This window comes from Paenibacillus aquistagni (genome assembly GCF_900177815.1).
Taxonomy (GTDB): domain Bacteria; phylum Bacillota; class Bacilli; order Paenibacillales; family Paenibacillaceae; genus Paenibacillus_B; species Paenibacillus_B aquistagni.
Genome location: NZ_FXAZ01000001.1, coordinates 779,300 through 797,245 on the forward strand (window position 1 = coordinate 779,300; position 17,946 = coordinate 797,245).

Sequence of the window (17,946 nt, forward strand, 5' to 3'; positions counted from 1 at the left end):
TCATGGAGGTGCTATGAATATAGTTGAAGCCAATAGGTGTTAGGTGCGTTTATAAAATGGCGCCTTGATCACTTTAGCCTTTAGTTTCTTCCCGCGTATTTCCACGAATACTTCAGTATCGATTGCTGCGAAGTCTTTGTTGATGAGCGCAAGGCCTAAGTTGCGTTTTAAGGTAGGGGACTGTGTCCCTGTTGTGACTTCTCCTATCAGCTCCTCACCGGCATATACAGGGTAGTGTGAGCGCGGAATGCCTTTGTCGATCATCTCGATGCCAACAAGCTTTCTTGGGGTGCCTTCTGCCTTTTGCTTGAGCAAAGCCTCTCGTCCAATAAAATCATCTTTGTCGAGCTTGACGAAGAAGCCAAGTGATGCTTCTAGCGGCGTAATGTCTTGAGACAGCTCTTGACCGTAGAGCGGCAATCGAGCTTCAAAGCGCAGCGTATCACGCGCACCCAAGCCTGCTGGAAGCAGTCCATGCGCTTCACCTGCTTCTAAGAGCGCCTGCCATAGTGCCTTGGCATCCTGTGCGTCAATATACATCTCAAAGCCATCTTCGCCCGTATAGCCGGTGCGGGAGACAAGAGCTTCTGTTCCTGCCACCTGAACCTTCTCCATAAAGTGAAATGGCTTAAGCTGATTCAATGCTGCATCGGTTAGCGGTTGAATAATCGCAAGAGCTGCTGGACCTTGAAGCGCAAGAAGCGCCATGTTTGCAGAAGCATTGGTAAGCGATACGCCCGTCTCAGGCAAATGCTCAGTGAGCCATGCAAAGTCTTTGTCGATATTAGACGCGTTCACGACGAGCATGTAGCGATCTTGGGCAAGTCGATAAACGAGCAGATCATCCACCACACCTCCATTAGGGTAGCAGAGCAACGTGTATTGTGCTTGACCGTCTGCGATTCTTGTTACATCATTGGTTGTCATGTGCTGGATGAAGGCTTCAGCACCTTCACCTTCAACGAAAAACTCACCCATGTGAGACACATCGAACAAACCAGCGCGCTCACGTACAGCTTCATGCTCCTTTTGAATACCATAAAATTGCACGGGAAGTTCCCACCCGCCAAAATCAATGCAGCGAGAACCTTGTATATCCGCGTACAGAGGGAATATAGGCGTGCGTTTCAATTCCGTCATGTGATCACCTCGTCATCCTTGGCTTAATATGCATACTAAAGAAGGACAGTCCAAAGAAACGTGCTCCCGTTGTGGCAGCTGCTTCGATGGCTCTGTCCTTGGTACCTGAGAGTGTCCTCCTAGCTTAGTCATGATTGCTGCCAATCATAAGCTGCTGCATAGGAGTTACCCCTTGGGTGATCCTGTCCGAGAATGGCAGGATGCTCTCCAGAGGTGCGTCCGGTAAAAGTCCTTTTGCCTGAGAGATTCACCGATGCTTCGGCTTACTCCTTCGGCGTTACGATAGTGCTGTAATCTCTCCCTTTACCTTCATCCGCATATTAGTATTTATTGTCCTACCTACATTAATACTTGAAGCTTCCTGACATTGTCAATCCATTTATTACATTTTTGCTAAAAAGAAAGGTATGTATTGACAGTTATCTATCAGGTGCAATACCCTATAAGTGAATTGCACAGCAGCTTTACGTTATAATTAAAAATGAACAGGCAACTTGAAAACCAACGCAGCAGTCATTACACATCAGATGAAGAGAGGTACAGGGATGAGCGAAATTAAGGACAACCTATTGTACAGTGAAGAGCACGAATGGGCGCTCATTGTGGATGAGAACACCGTTCGCGTGGGCATTACAGACCATGCTCAGCATCAATTGGGTGATATTGTATTTATCGAGTTCCCTGAGATTGGAACGACGTTGACATCAGGAGACAGCATGGGCTCCATTGAATCTGTAAAGACGGTTTCTGAGCTGTATATACCGGTATCTGGCAAGGTCACGAAGATCAACGAAGAGCTCGAAGCATCGCCTGAGCAGGTCAATGAAGATCCGTACGGACAAGGCTGGATAGCTGAGATTGAAGTCGAAGGTTCGATGGAGGAAGCATTGAAGCACTTGTTGTCTCCAGAGAAGTACGGAGCATTGACCGAATAAGCGGCGATAACAGCGTAACGAGATTATGTTCAGCGATTTGAAGAATCTTTGAACCGCAAGCCCTAGCATAGTGGAGCAAAATGCTCCTATCCGGCTAGGGCTTTTTTACATGCCGCTTTCTTGTTAATCCTTACAAAAGTACAGGTGAAATGGCTGGGTGTTATGTGCAGGTTGTGTTTAGATTTGAAATGGTCGCGTGAAAGCTCTATGATATGATGAAAGAGATGGAAAAACATCGTCAATTCGTATATAATTTTTGTTTTACACCGCTGATTCGTCAGCATGAAGAGGGAGCATCGTAGTTACAATGAAAAACCATTTCATCTTTGCATGGACACTACTTGCTGCCGTCATTGTACTCTTATTGGTTATGTTCGGAATGACTTGGTATGAGGAGAATCAATTGTCCTCGCAAGATGACGTCATTACTGAGCATCAGCTTGCCCTTGCGCAGTTTAAGGCTGATATGCATCTAGAGATTCAGCCGGTTAGAGGAGATCGTGAGGCTCCTGTTCAAATTGTTGAATTTGGAGACTACAAATCTCCATATAGCAAAGAGTGGGAGGAACAGGTTTACCCGAAGCTTGCGAAGGATTACATCGAGCCAGGGCACGCTGCGTATTACTTTCTTCACAATCCGCTGCCCGATATGGATTCGCATTTGGCGGCTAGAACGGCCGAGTACTTGATGGATCAGGATGAGAAGCTGTTCTGGCGCTTTCATACATTAATGTATAAAAAGGAAGGCTTTCTTCAGTATCGCTGGGGGACAGAGGCTTTCTTGATTGATTTGGTGAGAGTGTATTTTCCCGAAGTAGACATTCAATCCTTTATTCAGCTGTATCAGCGCGAGAATGTACTGAGCATGGTCTTAAAAGATCAGGAAGCAGCTAAAAAATACGGAGTCGAGTACAATCCCACGATATTTGTCAACGGTAAGCAGGCAGAGGATTCCTCCTATGAGTCCTTGCGCAGACTGATCGATAAGGAGCTGCTGTTGAGCAGAAAGTAAGCTGCTTTGTGACAGGGTTTAAATAAGGGAGCCTACCAGCATATGGTGGCTCCCTTATTTGTTTATCGGAGCACAGGGGCATCCCACAGCAAGTAGTGTCTTGTGAATTGCCGTGTGGAGATTCCAATGCGAATGTCCTCTTTTTCAAAGATGAGCACAGAACCTAATTGTTCTTGCAGCTGCCATCCTCTATCATCCATATAGTTCTCTATGATCGCAAAGCGATTGCCGCTTAGGTTTTTGGAGATGTAACGCTTGATCTCACCGGTTTGCTCGATAAGCGAATAATCCAGTTGTTCGAAGTGTAATCGGACGATTGCTTTTAAAATGGAAAAGGGATGTTCTTCTTGAGAGAGGACGCTCCAAAAGGTAAGCGCGGATAGGATAATGGCGAGGCTGAAAAGAATGAGCAGGACCAGAAGGCTATTCCGCCAGAGCCTCCGTTGCTGTGACTGGGATGTATTGATTGCAGATTCCTCCTTGGAGATATTTCCTAGAACAGCGAGGGCAAACACTCTCATAACGAGAGTGCTCCTATATAATTAAACGCAGGACAGTGGAAAAAGTTGTTATTATTAGCAATATAATTTCAGTAAACCAACGCTATATTCAATGAAACCGCGAATCGGGCAGCCAGAGCAAGCAAATTTTTCTTTGGATTATATGGAAAAGTATGTAATATATACATAGGTGTTTTGTTAAAATGATATTTCTTGAGGGGAGAGTACCGCATGAAGGCCAGCTCCTCTTCATATGTTTGCAATGGATTTCCGTATCCTAGAGATTGCTTAATACTGGGCCTCATCATGAGAAAAAGGTGACTCATCCATGCTAATGAAGATGAATCACCTCGTCAGTGAAGCAAGCGCAATAGGGTGTTTAGAACGGTTCCATGCCTAGGGTGTCGACTTTCTCTCCTGTGATATCAACGTCCATGCGAGCGGTGATCTCACGGTAATGACCAGCGCGGCGTTGGACAGGGCTTCCTTCTGTCTCTCCAAGATTAGCCTCAAGCCCATTCAAGACCATGATGGAGGCGCCAAAGCCTGCCTTCAGCCCTTTTGCTTTCTCAGCCTCATTTGGCTTCCATCTGCCAACCATGACATCATGTGCTGACGGCTTAGGCGCTTGCGGGGTCATCCAGAATAAAATGGCTGTCATGTAGCCAATCTTCCCGTCCTGAGAGACGATCTCGGGATGTTTGAGCAGAACGCTCTTATCACCATAGATGATGGAGCTGAACAGTCCGTAGTTAAAGTTCCAGCTCAGCATAATCGGTCCGCGACCATAATAACGCTTGCCTCGAGCACCCGGATATTCGTAGCGGGAAGCAGGATCTACAAATGTTGACATGTTCTGTCCCGTTCTTCCTGCAATGTTCTCATTCCAGAATAATCCCCAACGAAGCGGACCGCCTGGTGCTGTCGCCCATCCGCCGCCGGTCTCATGGGATAGATTCGCTAGAAATGCGGCTAGCTCACGCTTGCGATCGCGCTTGAAGCCTTCTTTTAGGAAGGTGCCGCAGTCTACGATTACAGTCTCGATTTCCTTGTTTAGGTTTTCCTTGGCATTGAACTTGGCAGAACGCATGACCAAGGTCTCTACTCGTGCTTCTTTGTCCAGTCTATGTATTTCCTGCTCGGTGGTCCCTTTTCGCGTACTGATCTTGATTTTTAAGTTCGATACATCTGCCACTGCTTTTATCAAATTGTAATAGGAGAAGTAATCTGCTTGATCTTCTTTGTAATATTCCTTTCCTTTTGCGACCTTGTGCCATTCTGCTGAGCCGAGCCGATAAGGAAACAGCTCTTCGAAATCTTGTTCTGGAAGTGCGGTTTTGACCGCTTCAATGGCTTTGTCTGGCGTATAGATCGGATCGATATCGTCCCAATCTGCAACAAGATCCTTATGAGAGAGCAAGCGATGCTCGCCGACCGATAGAGGGCTTCCCTTATGAAGGTAAGCGCTGTCATTTTGTGCGGTGTTAGCATCTGCATCCTTCGCTGGCTTTGCAGTTGACGAGGTTGCGATGGAGTCCGCTGCGAGAGCTGGAAGTGGAGTCATGAGGAGTGCCGCACTTACGGCAAGGGATATACTACGCTGAACCACCTTGCTGCTAAAAGGGTACTTTCCTTCAGTCATACACATTCTCCTTACACATATTTTTGGATTGCATAAACACATTAACAATGTTAAAGCGCTTTGTATATAGTCGGCAAAGCCTATAGGGAGAAGTGGATTTTGATGAAAAATGGCAGTGAAGGATGCAGGAGAAACATTGTAGTTGCATGGTTACAGAAGGCGCTTTGATCTTTTGGCATTATGCCGTCGAACAAAGAATGGGGAGAGTCAGCTCGACCCACTTCCATGGTACTATGAGGAAATTTAAAGCGCTCACAATAATACTGATGTGGCATTGGTCACACCGCAACATGATTCTTTCTCGGTATAGTGACAGTGAGATGACCTGCTTATACAATAGAAGAATAAGTGGGTGCCTATTGAACATATCGTTGTGATGAAAGGATGTTTAGCTTGAACCGTACATATCGTCCTCCGGGTATTATCATGAAACTGCTTGCAGGTGTATTGGCATCTCTTACGATTATTGCTGTGCTTGGTATTGGATATGTGGCAGACGGTCAAGTGCCCAGCTTGCTTCATATAGGTGCACTAGTGAATCTGGATCCTTTGTTAAAGGAGGGGCTTGAGATCAACCTTAAGATTTCGCTGATTTTGATCATGCCAATGTCGATATTTGCAGATGCGGTAGCCCTTCATGTCTCGCGGTGGGGTATGATCCTGAGAGGAATTTCAAGTTTTATTTTGTATTTGGCTGTTGGAATGATTGCCGTTTTCTTATATTCCATATTCACGGGAGAGCATTACTTACGTCAGGAAAAAACAGTGTACTTTATAATATTAACAACCTTGTATTGGCTGTATCAATGGTTACTATGGGGGCTTAGCAGAGTATTAGGATTGATCCAACTGTTTGTTAAAAACAAAGATGCATCTGTATAATAGAATGGTGTGAAGGATATGACGGGGAGGGAATTTGTTTGAGTGGAAGCATTTTACTCTTGCTAATTGTTATCCTTGGGTTTGCACCGATTGTATACCGTATCCATAAGCGGCTAGATCGTCTTGAGAAGGCTTTGCAAGAGCAATCGAAGGAAAGGTGATAGATATGAGGCTATTAGGTTCCATAAGTGACATTTATCGTTATCCCGTGAAGTCGTTTGGAGGAGAGCGGCTTGATGCCTGCAAAGTTGAGTCCTATGGCTTGCTTGGCGATCGCAGCTATGCATTCATTGATGAAACAAAGACAGGCTGGAATCAATATGTGACTGCGAGAAAGATTCCAAAGATGCTCAGTTATCAAGCATCGCTGATAGAAGATGCGCCGTCAGCAGCTGGACAGCGTCCAGAGGTAAGGATTACGGGTCCAGATGGTCGCATTCATCATTGGGATCATGAACTGCATCAAGAGATTCAAGCCCTGACGGATGTTAACATTACAATGATGGAATACCTTCCCGCACGTTCAGAGGTGTTGGCAGTTGATGAAGCATGTCTTTTGATTGTGACGGACCGTTCTTTGCGAAGATTGGAGGAGCTGTGGGGAGCGCCTGTGGATGCGAGACGCTTCCGAGGCAATCTTGTTGTTGCGATGAGTGACGATAGGATTGAAGAAGAAGAGCTTATCGGCAAAACGTTAAAGGTCGGCGATACTTTGCTAGAGGTGTACTCGAAGTGCGAGCGCTGCTCCATGATTACATATGATCCAGATTCGATAGCAAGAGATGCATCGCTACTGAAAGTGGTTCACCAGAAGTTGAACACAGAATTCGGTTTGTATGCAAGAGTCAAGCAAGTCGGGCATGTGCAGACAGGAGACTCGGTGACATTATTAAGTGAATAGCAATGCTGCAATGAAAAGACACTTATTGGCTAAGCAATCATGCCGATTCGTGTCTTTTTTCATCTCAAATGAGAATGGGTATTTATAGGATAAAGATTGCGAGAACGCAAATCTCAATTTATAATGATAGAAAATGGTAAAAAAAGAAGAGTTTGAGAATTGATCCGTCGACGGGAACGGCGCATTAGGAATGGGGAAGGAATCAGGAGTAAAGGAGGACGACTATGTGGGCCAGCGCAATCGAGAGCTAATTACAAATATTCTTGTCGTATCATTCGTGCTAAGCGTTGGAGGGGTATTGATCGGTTTCATCCTTACTCAGTATGTTGCTCCAAATCAGCTATATGATCAGAATGGTTTTCTATATGTCATGCTCTTTTTGATTCTATATGTATATAACCAAATTCTAAGCATGATTAATTACGCTTTAGGATGGTTATGGGAATCGATTTGGAAGCGAGTAATTGTATTTCAATTGCTGGGTATCCTAACGCTTTGCTTGATCAGCATTAAGTTTCATGTATTAGCTGGCGCTATTGCTTATTCCTCCTTCTTTTTGTTCGGCATGCTTTCGTTTCGTAATTACTTGAGAGAGAATGAACTGGCTTAGCTTCAACTGCTTAAATGAACGAACATAAAGTGATAGCTGGGCAATATGATGTGACGAAATGGAGCAAACCTCGTCCAGTCCCTCCTTGGAGAGACTGGTTTTTTGTTGGAGTTATCAAATGATTAAGGAATGCACAGGTATTAGAGTTTCTCTGCGATAAGCATGAAGCTCTTAGGAATGCCTTGGTCAAACACGTCAGATGATTGATTGGGCAGCTCCTCCAGCACGTTGACAAACAGCCTTTGACTGGCTACGGCAGTAACAATCTCGCCAAGCGTCCAATGGCGAAGCGATACTTTTTGAGGTGGGAGCAGGGTAGCATTCGGAATAAATTTGTTAAACGCCACCTCTTTTTCAATAAGAGAAGTATCGAAATAATTGCCAGTCACCTTATGCTTGCGAATATTGGCTGTGGTGCCTTTAGATGTGATTAATTTGGTCGTCACAGGATGGAAATCCTGCAGGATGAGCTTGCCTCCAACCCGCAGCAGCTTGTTCACGGTCTGAAACAGAGGTGCTAAATCCTGAAAGTAGTGCAGAATGCCGAATTCCATAAATACGATATCATAAGACGAAGACAACTCCTCTTCAGGCAGATGAAGAACATCGCTTAGAATATAACGAAGGCGTACTCCAGCAGCTTCGGCAAGCTCGGTCGCATATCGCTCATTATCGGAAGAGAAATCGACTACCGTAACGTCAGCACCCAGCAAGGCGAGAGCTACCGCTTTGTTTCCATTTGACCCTAAAAGATTAATAACTCGTTTTCCTTGGAGTTCTCCCATATAAGATAATACCATATCTACTCGTTTGCCCGGATCCTGCTTGATCTTCTTGGCCGCTTCTTCTGGGAGGCCAAAGCGGTGAAGCCAGGCTTCATAAGCCCCTGTATTCCAAGCTTGTTTGTTTTGTTCAGCTTCCAACTAGACTCCTCCAATGATTGTATCTCTGCACATATTCATCATGGATCGAGTCCTGCTGCTATAATCATGATGCGTCAGCTTCGAGAAAAGATTCGTGATGATTAGCTAACTATTGTGTCCCTTTGTACTAGAGACCATCCATATAACCAAAAAATCCAACCGGATAGGATGGCTGCTTGATTAGAAAATGGTATATTAAGGTCACGCATGTTTCAGCCCAGTGCTTTTGGACGAGAAAAATCATAATATTACGCCATCACTGCTGTCAATAAAAAAATGAAGGCAATATCAAGAAGCTGCGACATATTTGTATGGAAGGCAAAAAATATGGGGCTATCAACGTGGTGGTAGAAGATAAGTAGTATTACTATTTTTCTTGCTTGATGGATGCAAATAAAAAGGCATTACGCTAAGAAGCGCAATGCCTGCTATGATCGCTATGGGAGTTGTTCAAACAAAACTTTGATTTTTTGATCTTTGGTTTCTAAAACAAAAATTCCTTTTTGCTGCATCTGATCCAATATCGAATTGGATGCCTTAGCTTCTTCATAGGCTTCGATTGAGTCATACTGATAGATCTTCACGACTTTAAGATCGGAATAGAACATTACGCCGTCAATCGCATCGATCATCTCAAACAGCGGCTTGTCCTTGTTATCTGCTTCTATGCCCTGCTCTTCGAAGTAGCGAAGCACTTCATCGAGCGAGGACGTCTGTAATTCCGCTGTTTTTGTTGTGGCTTGATCGGTCGTTGTTTCATCTGTGGCTGGTGCAGAAGAATCGGCTGGTTCTAATTTTTGTTCGGAAGTATTCGCCGCAGTTGGGCTTGTTTCTTTGGAGTCGGTTGAGCAACCGATGGCAAGCAGCAGCAGCATCATGGTGACAATAAGTAGCAAAATACGTTTCATATTGGCCTCTCCTTTTATGTATGAATATTAGTTCATACGTTCATAATTAGGTTGGGTTTTAAAATGATTTAAAAAATGTATATATATGACTGGAGAAAGGGAGAGTTGCAGCGTGATGAAACCTTTATTTGAGTATAACTGGCTTGTGCGTGAGGAGTGGTTCGATGCTTTGGAGGGACTTACACTGGAAGAGTTGAATCGCTCGCGTACAGGAGGCGTGGGAACGATTAGAAAAACATTCTTTCATATCATGGATGTAGAATACAGTTGGATTAGAGCTTGCATGGGACTTCATGACGATGTATTGACGATAGATGATTATCCTGACCTTGCTTCTCTGCGTGAATTGTCCTTGAAGCTTCGCCAAGAGATTATAGAATATTTGGACAAGCTGGAGAAGAAGAGCAAGGATACGATCATCTTGCCTTCTTGGCTTGCAGGAGAAAGCTACACGTTGGACGAAGTGATTCCTCATATCCTTGTGCATGAGATTCATCATATTGGCCAGCTCTCGGTGTGGGCCAAGGATATTCCAGTCAAGGTAGTGTCCGCAAACTTTATTGGACGTGGACTTGGAAGTGCTTCTAACAATTCGAGCCATATGCCGATATAATCGTTTTATGACAAGCTTTATACCTATTTCGCAGCGGAAAGGGGTTGCAGAGTGAGCATTCGTTTTGATATTCGAGAACTGCAACGGATAAAGGGGCTTCTATTAGAACAATGCATCGAACTGCTCATTGAGTCGGTAGAAGATGGGGCATCAATCGGCTTTTTAGCACCTGTATCGATTGTAGAAGCACAAGCTTATTGGGAGCAAGCTATTGAGCCTGGTGTGCGCTTATGGGGGGCGTTCAATGATCGCAAGCTCGTCGGCTCCGTTCAGCTGCACTTGTCTCAAAAGTCCAACGGGAAGCATCGTGCTGAGATTGCGAAGCTGATGGTGCACCCTCACTATCGCAGACAAGGGATGGCAAGAGCTTTATTGGATGCTGCGCATAATGCAGCTCATGAAGAAGGACGGACATTGCTAGTGCTCGATACGCGTGAAGGCGATCCCTCGAATGCATTGTATCTATCTGCTGGATATCAAGAAGCGGGCCGGATTCCAGACTTCGCCTTGTCCTCAGATGGAAACTATCATAGCACGGTCTTTTATTACAAGCGGTTAGAGCGTAAGTAGGATGTCCGTTAACTGTGTCAACATCATGCGGAGAAAGATTCGCTGCTTCCCATAATCCTGCAGCAACACGGTTCTATTCATACTATGTAGAAATGATTCAGGTTCAGAAAGGGGTGTCTCCTTTGATTGATTTAGCTGTAATCATTTTAGTGCTGATATTGCTGATTGTCTCCTTGTTGTTTATTTATCGTGGATTCACAAGTCAGCGTACCTCATCAGCGATGCTTCTGTGGCTCGGCTTCGGATTGCTTGCAGCCATTCTTCTATTTGTTGTCTTTGGGGCGCTTATGTGGGGGGCTGTCCAGCAGCATGAAATGGGGCATTAAACGAATCACCCTTACAGCATAAGGTGTTCGTGCTGCTTATCAGGAGGGCATTACATAATGATACATATCAGACAGATTGATCATATCAAGACAGTTGCATCATTTATCGCGCAGCATAATCAAGTTGCCAAGCAGCATGTAGGTTATTGCGGTACGGATGCTGAAGAATTGATGGACACGCTTTTACACGACTTTTCCGAGGGGCCTGTCGAACAATCATGGCTAGCAGCTTATGATGATGAACGGCTGGTAGGTGTGCTTGGCCTTGATATCACCTCTGAAGATCAGGAGGCAGAAATTTGGGGACCCTTTATCGAGCATGAGAATTGGGAGCAGATTGCCCTTCAACTATGGGAGAGTCTGCTTGCAAGCATCCCATTTACACTAAGGAGCGCCTACGGATTCTACAATCTACATAATCAGAGTGCTCAAGCGTTTATGCAGAAGCTTGGGGCACAGAGGGAAGGGGAGCATCTTCTCTTATCCTTTCATCATAAAGATGCCCTCTCATCTCTTCATGTGGAGGCTTCGATTGAGGCATTAGATTCCCTGCATGAGTGTGAATTTATATCACTTCATGACGAGGTCTTCAAGCAAGCCTATTATGATGGTATAACGATTGTGGAGCGACAAGATCAGTGCAATCAGGTATACTGTGCTGTTCAAGATAATAAGCTGCTTGGCTATGTGTATGTAGAAGCGAATCCTGAGCACGGGGATGGAGATATTCATTTTATTGCGGTTAACGAAGCGGCAAGAGGCAAAGGAATGGGGACTGTATTGCTGCAGCGTGCGCTTATATTTTTAACTTCTCATGAGTCTATTCAACAGATCACGCTGTGTGTGTCGCTCGATAACCACGGTGCGATCTCCATTTACGAACGTGCTGGTTTTAAGCGCAAGCATCACTTAATTAGTTATAAGGTTCATATTCAATGAACAATCTTATGAAGAAATCTTACGATAGTGAAAATATACCTTATTAATATACCTCAAGCTGCAATATCCCTTTCATTGACACTAGTCATCGGAAGGGATGTTCTTTTTCTGTGTCGTGATATCGATCACTATTTTGAAAAGATGCAATTTCATCTGATACAATGGTTAACAAGATAGATGGAGTGAGGGGGAATGATTACGTGAATCCGCTAATCGTGCAGCCGTATGTAAAGGTTGAGCGAGCCATGATTGATTTCGAGCAGAAGAGCATCGTTCATCATTGTGAATTAATCATTTATACGGATCGCATCAAGACGGATCGGCACGAATTCGCGATGAAGGAAGTGTTTGATATGTCCTACAAGCAAGTAGGGGGAGGAGAGGGCTTTTTGTACCTTCACACGGTGTTTGGGGTGTATTCATACATGCTTAAGGACCATCCTACGGAAGTGATAAAAGTATATAAATCGCTTCAGGCATCCACATAATCATAAGTCAGATCGAATGAGCCCTAGAGTTAAAGGGGGAAGTTTCCATTATTCAGTAATTGTGATACACTCATTAGTGAGAATTTTTATCATTAAAATTTGAGGTGCTTATCATTGCAATTATTAGAAGCTATTCATACAAGAAGAAGTATTGGCAAGGTTCAAGATAAGCCAGTTGAACGCGAGAAGATCGAGCAAATCCTAGAAGCAGGGACTTGGGCGCCAAATCACCATAAGACGGAACCATGGAAATTCTTTGTGATGACAGGAGAGGGCCGCCGTCCGCTTGGCCGGGCCTTAGCAGATATTGCTGCTGAGAAAATGGAAGATCCCTCTACGCCGGAAAATCTGGAGCTGCTTGAGCGGCAGAAGCTGCTGCCGTTCCGCGCACCAGTGGTCATTGCGGCAGCTGCCGTTCCGTCAAGTGATCCAAAGGTAATCCATATCGAAGAGATTGGCGCTGTGAACGCAGCTATCCAAAATATGCTGCTAGTCGCTCATTCGCTTGGACTTGGTGCGGTATGGCGCACTGGGCTCCCAACCTATCATCCGCGCATGAAGGAGCTCTTTAAGCTTGGTGAGCAAGATGAGGTGCTGGGCTTCATCTACCTCGGCTATCCAGATATGACGCCTAAGCCGGGAGCAAGAATTCCTTTTGAGGACAAAACCGTGTGGATCGAAGAAGATCAACAATAATGCTAATGACAACAACACCCCCGATTGTGGCCGCGAGTGGTCCAATGTCGGGGGTGTTGTATTATTGCTAAGCTTGTTCTTCGAATCTTTTTACAATCTCAATGATTACCTGGACGGCTTTTTCCATGTTGTCGACGGATACATATTCGAACTTGCCGTGGTAATTCTCTCCGCCTGTGAAGATATTTGGTGTCGGCAGCCCCATATATGATAATTGAGAGCCGTCTGTTCCACCCCGCACGGGTTGAATCATCGGCTCGATGCCTAGCGATTCTATCGCATGCTTTGCAATATCAACGATCTCCATGACGGGCTCAATCTTGTCTCTCATATTATAGTATTGGTCCTTCAGCTCAAGGGTGATGTTCTTCTCCCCGTATTGCTGCTGGAACTGCTTCACGATACGTTCAAGATAAGCCTTCTTGTCTTCAAAGCTGTCCTTCTTGAAGTCTCGGATAATGTAGTTCAAGGTCGAGGATTCAACATCGCCTTGGAAGGAAGTTAAATGATAGAAGCCTTCATATCCGTCTGTATGCTCAGGTGCCTCCAATGCAGGCAAATGACGGTGCAGGTCCATCGCAACCTTCATCGAATTGATCATCTTCCCCTTCGCAGTGCCCGGATGAACGCTCGCGCCGCACACGGTAATCTTCGCTCCTGCTGCATTGAAGCTCTCGTACTGAAGCTCGCCCAGCGGCCCGCCATCCATCGTATAGGCATAGGCCGCACCGAATGCGTCCACATCGAAGCGATGAGGACCGCGTCCAATCTCCTCATCTGGCGTGAAGGCAACCCGAATGCGTCCGTGCTTAATCTCAGGATGCAAGATCAAATAATTCATAGCCGTCATAATCTCGGCAATCCCTGCTTTGTCGTCTGCGCCAAGCAGCGTTGTCCCATCCGTTGTCATCAAGGTATGGCCTTTATATTGAGCGAGCTCAGGAAATTCTTTGGGCGAGAGCACAACTTGCTTCTCTTCATTTAGAATAATATCCGCTCCATCATAATCGGTAACTAGCTGCGGCTTTACATTTTTTCCTGTCATGTCAAGGGCGGTATCCAAGTGGGCCAAGAACCCGATAGTTGGAACCGGCTTGTCCGTATTGGAAGGCAAAGTAGCCATCACATATCCGTTATCATCCATCGTAACGTCGTGCATCCCCATGGAGGTGAGTTCCTCCACGAGAAGCCGCCCCAGTTCCAATTGTCCTGGTGTTGAGGGACAAGTGTCACTCTCGTCATTGGATTGAGTATCTACTTTTACATAAGTGGTAAGTCGATTAATAAGCTCTTGCTTCACTGCCTTCATCTCCTTTATCTCGTTAACCTTAGTTTACCACGAATGGCAGGATTCCACACCGTTCGTCATGAGGCGCAAAAGGACAGTCAACTCATTTAACATAGCAGAAAGCTCCCAAGATCTGTTATATTCAATTAAGATATCCTTCATCGCGAATGGGAAGAGGAGACTGGAATTCAAGGCATCACATGCAGCATACGAGAAGCGGTCTCGTATCAACTGCAATACACATTGCCAAGCGGTGAGGAAGAAGATTTGCATCATATCGGCATTCTGTATAACGTGGCATCTGATAGAGTGGATCAATGGATGCTTAAAACGGAGAGTGATGGAGAGGATTCACTTGGAGCGTCTTGGATTGACATTGCCATGTTTACGGAGAATAACGCCACGCCTTTTGTACAGCACGTATTGGGAGCAAGAACAAAGGCGGCGGAATAGACATAGCAAATGGATATGGATAGTGGGCAAGCTTTTTCGAGCATGTGCTTGCAGCAGAACATAACAAGGCTTTATCCTAAATGAAGGGAGAACATTGGTGGACACTCATTTGTTTTTGTTTGGAGGAGGAAGGAGCATCAAGCGCAATGAACAATCATAAGGTGATAGGAGCAATGGATAAGCAGACTCGGTGCAAGCACTATAACCAGGCAATGGATATTATTGCGATTAAGTTCAAATGCTGCAATCAGTATTATCCTTGCATTTCCTGTCATGAAGAGCATGCAGACCATACTGCTCAGGTGTGGCCAAGTGACGAGTGGGATACTGCAGCTATTCTATGTGGTGCTTGCAAGAAGGAATTGACGATTAACGACTATATGGCTTGCGGGTCTACTTGCACGTCTTGCGGAGCATCCTTCAATCCGGGCTGCAGCAATCATTATCATTTATACTTTGACATGCAACACCATTCTGCTGATCGCTGCTAACTTCGAGGCTCATGCTGCCATTCAGCTTGAATACTCTGCTTCTTAAGAAATGGACTACGACTTGAGGGGGCTGTCCTATTGATGATTGAATATGTTGGGATTCGAGACAAAGACGCAATGGAACGCTGGAGACAGGCTTTTGAACGGGAGCATATAAATCGCCCTGATGATTATTTCGAACGATGCCTTCAGGAGAATCTGGATGGGAAGCGGGTTTCTTTATTGGCGTTTGTTGATGGAGAGGTAGCAGGCTGCTGTCACTTGAAGTATGAATCGGACTATCCGCCTTTTTTGGAGCAGCATATTCCAGAAATCAACGATTTGAATGTCTTTCCGGCCTACCAGCGCAGAGGAGTTGGCAATGGCTTTCTTGAGCAGTTCGAAGCCATTGTGAGAGCGGAGCGGGGAATCATCGGGATTGGTGTTGGGCTGTATCGCGATTATGGACAGGCACAGCGTCTGTATTGTCGAAGAGGCTACATGCTGGACGGCCGTGGACTGATTTATCAAAATAAAGATGTGGAACCTGGTGCTTCTGTACGAGTCGATGATGACTTGAATCTGTATTTTACGAAGCAGCTATGACCATGCAAGAGCTGGACAAGCGTTTATTGAATGCCCATTAGGCAATGGAGAATGGTTGCAGCTTGCTTGTGTATGTTTAATAAGCCTGGCAAATTCGATATGAGGTGATGGAATGAAGACGATGTTCATTGGAATAACCGGTGGTTCTGGAAGCGGCAAATCTACCTATTGTGATCTGCTGTCAGAAGCGCTTCAGGAGCTTAATCCCGTCATTGTTCGAACAGATCAATTTTTCAAATGGCCGCTGCCGAAGATGATTTCGCCGCTAACGAACGAAGAGCTGGATGACTTCAATCATCCGAATTCGTTACATATTGAGAAGCTGTTGTCGCACCTGCAAGCATTCAAGCAATCCGAATCACAACCACAAGTTATTCTGATTGAGGGCATCTTTACGCTTCAATTCGAAGCTATTCGTGAGCTGTTGGATCTTGCCGTATTCATAGAGTTGGATTCTGATGAACGCATGTATCGCAGGATTAAGCGCAACATGACCGAGCGCGGCCTTGAGCTGGAGGAGATTGGAGATTACTATGTCCATGCAGCCAAGCATCGTGAGCAGGCACATGTGCTGCCGACGAAAACATATGCAGATCTCATTCTTAATGGCAACCGACTAGAAGGCAAGGCGGTCGATCTGGTTACAGGCTGGGTTCGAGCTCAGTTCGAGTAAGCATCAATGGAGAGGGTTTGCAATTGTGTATGTTCTAACACAGATTCGTGATCACGATGAGACCATAACGATCTATGAAACAAACGAGCTTTACGGAGAAATGGGAAGATTCCGAGTCATGGCTTTTCATGATGATGCTGTACAGGGCGTGCTTGATCTGCGTGATCCGGCTCGAATAGTATTGGAGTATCCGAAGGCCATGCTGCACCTCATGAACGAATGGCTGCCCTCCTTCCAACATATCTTCTTAATTGGATATGGCACGGGGACAATTGCAAGGGCGCTGGAGGAGAAGGGCAAGAATGTAATGGCTGTTGATATCAGCAGGCCTGTCATCGAGCTTAGCCAAGCCTATTTTTATCAGCCAAAAAGTAACGTACAGCTTGGTGACGGTAGGGCCATCCTTGAGCATCAGCCTGCGGGCTCGATGGATTATATTCTGATCGATGCCTTCACAGAATCTGGGATTCCGTACCATTTATCGACATATGAGTTCTTTGCATTGGTCCAGCAGAAGCTTGCTCCGCACGGCATTCTCATGATGAATGTAATCGGCAGGCCTGATGGAGATTATCGGGTGCAAGCATTAGCGGATACGATGGGGGCTGTATTTGAATACACGCATACTTTTGCCCTTCATGCGAAGCAAGTTTCTATCGAGCAGAACATGCTCTTGATAGCGTCTGCCTATCCGCTTGATCTCCCTTCAACAACAGCAGTGGCAGGCTTTTATCCAACTGCTCTGATACCGATGGGCATTGTGCAGTGGGACTAGGGATCTGATAGGTATGATAAAGGATGAGGAGGCAATACAAAGATGGAGATAACAGCGAAGCAGCCGGACGAGAAGCAATATCCAGCTCATTTTGGACAGTATATTCAATTGGTCGAAGAAGGACCAATTAGAGAGCGATTGATCATTCAGCTGGAAGAAACGAAAGCCAAGCTTGAAGCCTTGAACGCACACCAATGGGAGCATCGCTATGCTCCCGGCAAATGGACGATCAAAGAGGTGATCGGTCATATTATTGATACCGAGCAGATCATGTGCTATCGAATGCTGTGTATAGCAAGAGGGGATCAGACCTCTTTACCGCCTTTTGATGAGAATGACTATGCGAACTTCGCTGATTACAGCCGATGGGAAGCAGCGGACATCATGGATCAATATGTGACTGTGCGCCGGTATACTCTGGGGCTTATCAAGCATTTTACCGAGACGGAATGGAAGCGGATGGGGGTTGTGTCCCAGCATCCGATCTCAAGCTTGGCATTGGCATATATTATTGCTGGGCATGAGCTGCATCATTGGAATATTATGAACGAGCGATATTTATAAGGTTATGGTAAAAAGGCGCTGCTCCTGAAGGA

The 17,946-nt window shown here is 45.5% G+C and carries 24 protein-coding genes and 2 riboswitches; of the genes, 18 read left to right on the plus strand and 6 right to left on the minus strand.

Translation table 11 applies throughout. From position 1 onward, the window contains the following. Positions 1-39: 39 nt before the first annotated feature. A complete protein-coding gene (gcvT, locus tag B9Y93_RS03600) occupies positions 40-1,140 on the minus strand; it encodes a glycine cleavage system aminomethyltransferase GcvT (RefSeq protein WP_085492970.1) in 1,101 nt (366 codons plus the stop codon). Positions 1,141-1,230: 90 nt separating this feature from the next. Continuing rightward, positions 1,231-1,353, minus strand: a riboswitch (glycine riboswitch). A gap of 3 nt (positions 1,354-1,356) precedes the next feature. Next, positions 1,357-1,453, minus strand: a riboswitch (glycine riboswitch). Between the two features lie 232 nt (positions 1,454-1,685). Here gcvT and gcvH point away from each other — a divergent pair. Continuing rightward, positions 1,686-2,075, plus strand: a complete 390-nt coding sequence (gcvH, locus tag B9Y93_RS03605; protein ID WP_085492971.1) for a glycine cleavage system protein GcvH — start codon at positions 1,686-1,688, stop codon at positions 2,073-2,075. Between the two features lie 307 nt (positions 2,076-2,382). Further along, positions 2,383-3,087, plus strand: a complete 705-nt coding sequence (locus B9Y93_RS03610) for a DsbA family protein (protein WP_085492972.1) — start codon at positions 2,383-2,385, stop codon at positions 3,085-3,087. Positions 3,088-3,149: 62 nt separating this feature from the next. Here the strand turns inward: B9Y93_RS03610 and B9Y93_RS03615 are convergent, their stop codons facing one another. Further along, on the minus strand, positions 3,150-3,608 hold the full coding sequence (locus tag B9Y93_RS03615; RefSeq protein ID WP_085492973.1) for a hypothetical protein: 459 nt from the start codon (positions 3,606-3,608) through the stop codon (positions 3,150-3,152). Between the two features lie 358 nt (positions 3,609-3,966). Continuing rightward, the gene (locus tag B9Y93_RS03620; RefSeq protein WP_085492974.1) at positions 3,967-5,229 is read right to left on the minus strand and encodes a chitinase; all 1,263 of its coding nucleotides are present in this window, start codon (positions 5,227-5,229) and stop codon (positions 3,967-3,969) included. Positions 5,230-5,622: 393 nt separating this feature from the next. Between B9Y93_RS03620 and B9Y93_RS03625 the strand changes: the two genes are divergently transcribed. The 4 genes from B9Y93_RS03625 to B9Y93_RS03635 all read left to right on the plus strand — a co-directional run bounded on the left by B9Y93_RS03625 (position 5,623) and on the right by B9Y93_RS03635 (position 7,622). Then, entirely contained in the window at positions 5,623-6,111 is a 489-nt protein-coding gene (locus B9Y93_RS03625; RefSeq protein ID WP_085492975.1) for a hypothetical protein, read from the plus strand. Between the two features lie 38 nt (positions 6,112-6,149). Next, positions 6,150-6,272: a hypothetical protein gene (locus tag B9Y93_RS25020; protein ID WP_258960759.1), complete on the plus strand. Its 123-nt coding sequence runs from the start codon at positions 6,150-6,152 to the stop codon at positions 6,270-6,272. Between the two features lie 5 nt (positions 6,273-6,277). Then, complete coding sequence (locus tag B9Y93_RS03630) at positions 6,278-7,012, plus strand: MOSC domain-containing protein (RefSeq protein WP_085492976.1); 735 nt, start codon at positions 6,278-6,280, stop codon at positions 7,010-7,012. Between the two features lie 226 nt (positions 7,013-7,238). Further along, complete coding sequence (locus B9Y93_RS03635) at positions 7,239-7,622, plus strand: hypothetical protein (protein WP_085492977.1); 384 nt, start codon at positions 7,239-7,241, stop codon at positions 7,620-7,622. A gap of 140 nt (positions 7,623-7,762) precedes the next feature. On the opposite strand, the gene B9Y93_RS03640 is transcribed toward B9Y93_RS03635, so the two are convergent. Both B9Y93_RS03640 and B9Y93_RS03645 read right to left on the minus strand, forming a co-directional pair. Then, positions 7,763-8,545 (minus strand): class I SAM-dependent methyltransferase, encoded by a 783-nt coding sequence (locus B9Y93_RS03640; RefSeq protein WP_085492978.1) that lies wholly within the window; start codon positions 8,543-8,545, stop codon positions 7,763-7,765. Positions 8,546-8,982: 437 nt separating this feature from the next. Next, the gene (locus B9Y93_RS03645) at positions 8,983-9,453 is read right to left on the minus strand and encodes a hypothetical protein (protein ID WP_085492979.1); all 471 of its coding nucleotides are present in this window, start codon (positions 9,451-9,453) and stop codon (positions 8,983-8,985) included. A gap of 115 nt (positions 9,454-9,568) precedes the next feature. Between B9Y93_RS03645 and B9Y93_RS03650 the strand changes: the two genes are divergently transcribed. From B9Y93_RS03650 to B9Y93_RS03675, 6 genes are all read left to right on the plus strand, one after another. After that, positions 9,569-10,066 (plus strand): DinB family protein, encoded by a 498-nt coding sequence (locus B9Y93_RS03650; protein WP_085493946.1) that lies wholly within the window; start codon positions 9,569-9,571, stop codon positions 10,064-10,066. A 51-nt stretch (positions 10,067-10,117) separates the two neighbouring features. Next, positions 10,118-10,636 (plus strand): GNAT family N-acetyltransferase, encoded by a 519-nt coding sequence (locus B9Y93_RS03655; protein WP_085492980.1) that lies wholly within the window; start codon positions 10,118-10,120, stop codon positions 10,634-10,636. Positions 10,637-10,758: 122 nt separating this feature from the next. Beyond that, on the plus strand, positions 10,759-10,962 hold the full coding sequence (locus tag B9Y93_RS03660; RefSeq protein WP_139829130.1) for a hypothetical protein: 204 nt from the start codon (positions 10,759-10,761) through the stop codon (positions 10,960-10,962). Between the two features lie 57 nt (positions 10,963-11,019). Continuing rightward, positions 11,020-11,901: a GNAT family N-acetyltransferase gene (locus B9Y93_RS03665; protein ID WP_085492982.1), complete on the plus strand. Its 882-nt coding sequence runs from the start codon at positions 11,020-11,022 to the stop codon at positions 11,899-11,901. Between the two features lie 200 nt (positions 11,902-12,101). Next, a complete protein-coding gene (locus B9Y93_RS03670; RefSeq protein WP_244903274.1) occupies positions 12,102-12,389 on the plus strand; it encodes a hypothetical protein in 288 nt (95 codons plus the stop codon). Positions 12,390-12,503: 114 nt separating this feature from the next. Beyond that, the gene (locus tag B9Y93_RS03675) at positions 12,504-13,085 is read left to right on the plus strand and encodes a nitroreductase family protein (RefSeq protein ID WP_085492983.1); all 582 of its coding nucleotides are present in this window, start codon (positions 12,504-12,506) and stop codon (positions 13,083-13,085) included. A 67-nt stretch (positions 13,086-13,152) separates the two neighbouring features. Here the strand turns inward: B9Y93_RS03675 and pepT are convergent, their stop codons facing one another. Then, a complete protein-coding gene (pepT, locus tag B9Y93_RS03680) occupies positions 13,153-14,385 on the minus strand; it encodes a peptidase T (RefSeq protein ID WP_085492984.1) in 1,233 nt (410 codons plus the stop codon). Between the two features lie 255 nt (positions 14,386-14,640). On the opposite strand from pepT, the gene B9Y93_RS03685 reads away from it, so the two are divergent. The 6 genes from B9Y93_RS03685 to B9Y93_RS03710 all read left to right on the plus strand — a co-directional run bounded on the left by B9Y93_RS03685 (position 14,641) and on the right by B9Y93_RS03710 (position 17,914). Continuing rightward, positions 14,641-14,826 carry an NUDIX hydrolase gene (locus tag B9Y93_RS03685; protein WP_085492985.1) on the plus strand — a complete coding sequence of 62 codons (186 nt, stop codon included), beginning with the start codon at positions 14,641-14,643 and terminating at the stop codon, positions 14,824-14,826. A 146-nt stretch (positions 14,827-14,972) separates the two neighbouring features. After that, positions 14,973-15,317, plus strand: coding sequence for a CHY zinc finger protein (locus tag B9Y93_RS03690; RefSeq protein WP_085492986.1), 345 nt, complete (start codon positions 14,973-14,975; stop codon positions 15,315-15,317). Positions 15,318-15,398: 81 nt separating this feature from the next. Then, on the plus strand, positions 15,399-15,902 hold the full coding sequence (locus B9Y93_RS03695) for a GNAT family N-acetyltransferase (RefSeq protein ID WP_085492987.1): 504 nt from the start codon (positions 15,399-15,401) through the stop codon (positions 15,900-15,902). A 112-nt stretch (positions 15,903-16,014) separates the two neighbouring features. Continuing rightward, positions 16,015-16,575 (plus strand): uridine kinase family protein, encoded by a 561-nt coding sequence (locus B9Y93_RS03700; RefSeq protein ID WP_085492988.1) that lies wholly within the window; start codon positions 16,015-16,017, stop codon positions 16,573-16,575. A 25-nt stretch (positions 16,576-16,600) separates the two neighbouring features. Next, positions 16,601-17,350, plus strand: coding sequence for a spermidine synthase (locus B9Y93_RS03705; protein WP_085492989.1), 750 nt, complete (start codon positions 16,601-16,603; stop codon positions 17,348-17,350). Positions 17,351-17,392: 42 nt separating this feature from the next. Next, the gene (locus tag B9Y93_RS03710; RefSeq protein WP_085492990.1) at positions 17,393-17,914 is read left to right on the plus strand and encodes a DinB family protein; all 522 of its coding nucleotides are present in this window, start codon (positions 17,393-17,395) and stop codon (positions 17,912-17,914) included. Positions 17,915-17,946: the final 32 nt, after the last annotated feature.

What these genes read in the sequence shown, in the direction of transcription:
- B9Y93_RS03665 (WP_085492982.1), top strand. Translation starts at nt 11,020, where the DNA reads ATGATACATATCAGACAGATTGATCATATCAAGACAGTTGCATCATTT.
- B9Y93_RS03700 (WP_085492988.1), top strand. Translation starts at nt 16,015, where the DNA reads ATGAAGACGATGTTCATTGGAATAACCGGTGGTTCTGGAAGCGGCAAA.
- B9Y93_RS03650 (WP_085493946.1), top strand. Translation starts at nt 9,569, where the DNA reads ATGAAACCTTTATTTGAGTATAACTGGCTTGTGCGTGAGGAGTGGTTC.
- B9Y93_RS03645 (WP_085492979.1), bottom strand. Translation starts at nt 9,453, where the DNA reads ATGAAACGTATTTTGCTACTTATTGTCACCATGATGCTGCTGCTGCTT.
- B9Y93_RS03695 (WP_085492987.1), top strand. Translation starts at nt 15,399, where the DNA reads ATGATTGAATATGTTGGGATTCGAGACAAAGACGCAATGGAACGCTGG.
- B9Y93_RS03710 (WP_085492990.1), top strand. Translation starts at nt 17,393, where the DNA reads ATGGAGATAACAGCGAAGCAGCCGGACGAGAAGCAATATCCAGCTCAT.
- gcvH (WP_085492971.1), top strand. Translation starts at nt 1,686, where the DNA reads ATGAGCGAAATTAAGGACAACCTATTGTACAGTGAAGAGCACGAATGG.
- gcvT (WP_085492970.1), bottom strand. Translation starts at nt 1,140, where the DNA reads ATGACGGAATTGAAACGCACGCCTATATTCCCTCTGTACGCGGATATA.
- B9Y93_RS03630 (WP_085492976.1), top strand. Translation starts at nt 6,278, where the DNA reads ATGAGGCTATTAGGTTCCATAAGTGACATTTATCGTTATCCCGTGAAG.
- B9Y93_RS03615 (WP_085492973.1), bottom strand. Translation starts at nt 3,608, where the DNA reads ATGAGAGTGTTTGCCCTCGCTGTTCTAGGAAATATCTCCAAGGAGGAA.
- B9Y93_RS03620 (WP_085492974.1), bottom strand. Translation starts at nt 5,229, where the DNA reads ATGACTGAAGGAAAGTACCCTTTTAGCAGCAAGGTGGTTCAGCGTAGT.
- B9Y93_RS03690 (WP_085492986.1), top strand. Translation starts at nt 14,973, where the DNA reads ATGAACAATCATAAGGTGATAGGAGCAATGGATAAGCAGACTCGGTGC.
- B9Y93_RS03610 (WP_085492972.1), top strand. Translation starts at nt 2,383, where the DNA reads ATGAAAAACCATTTCATCTTTGCATGGACACTACTTGCTGCCGTCATT.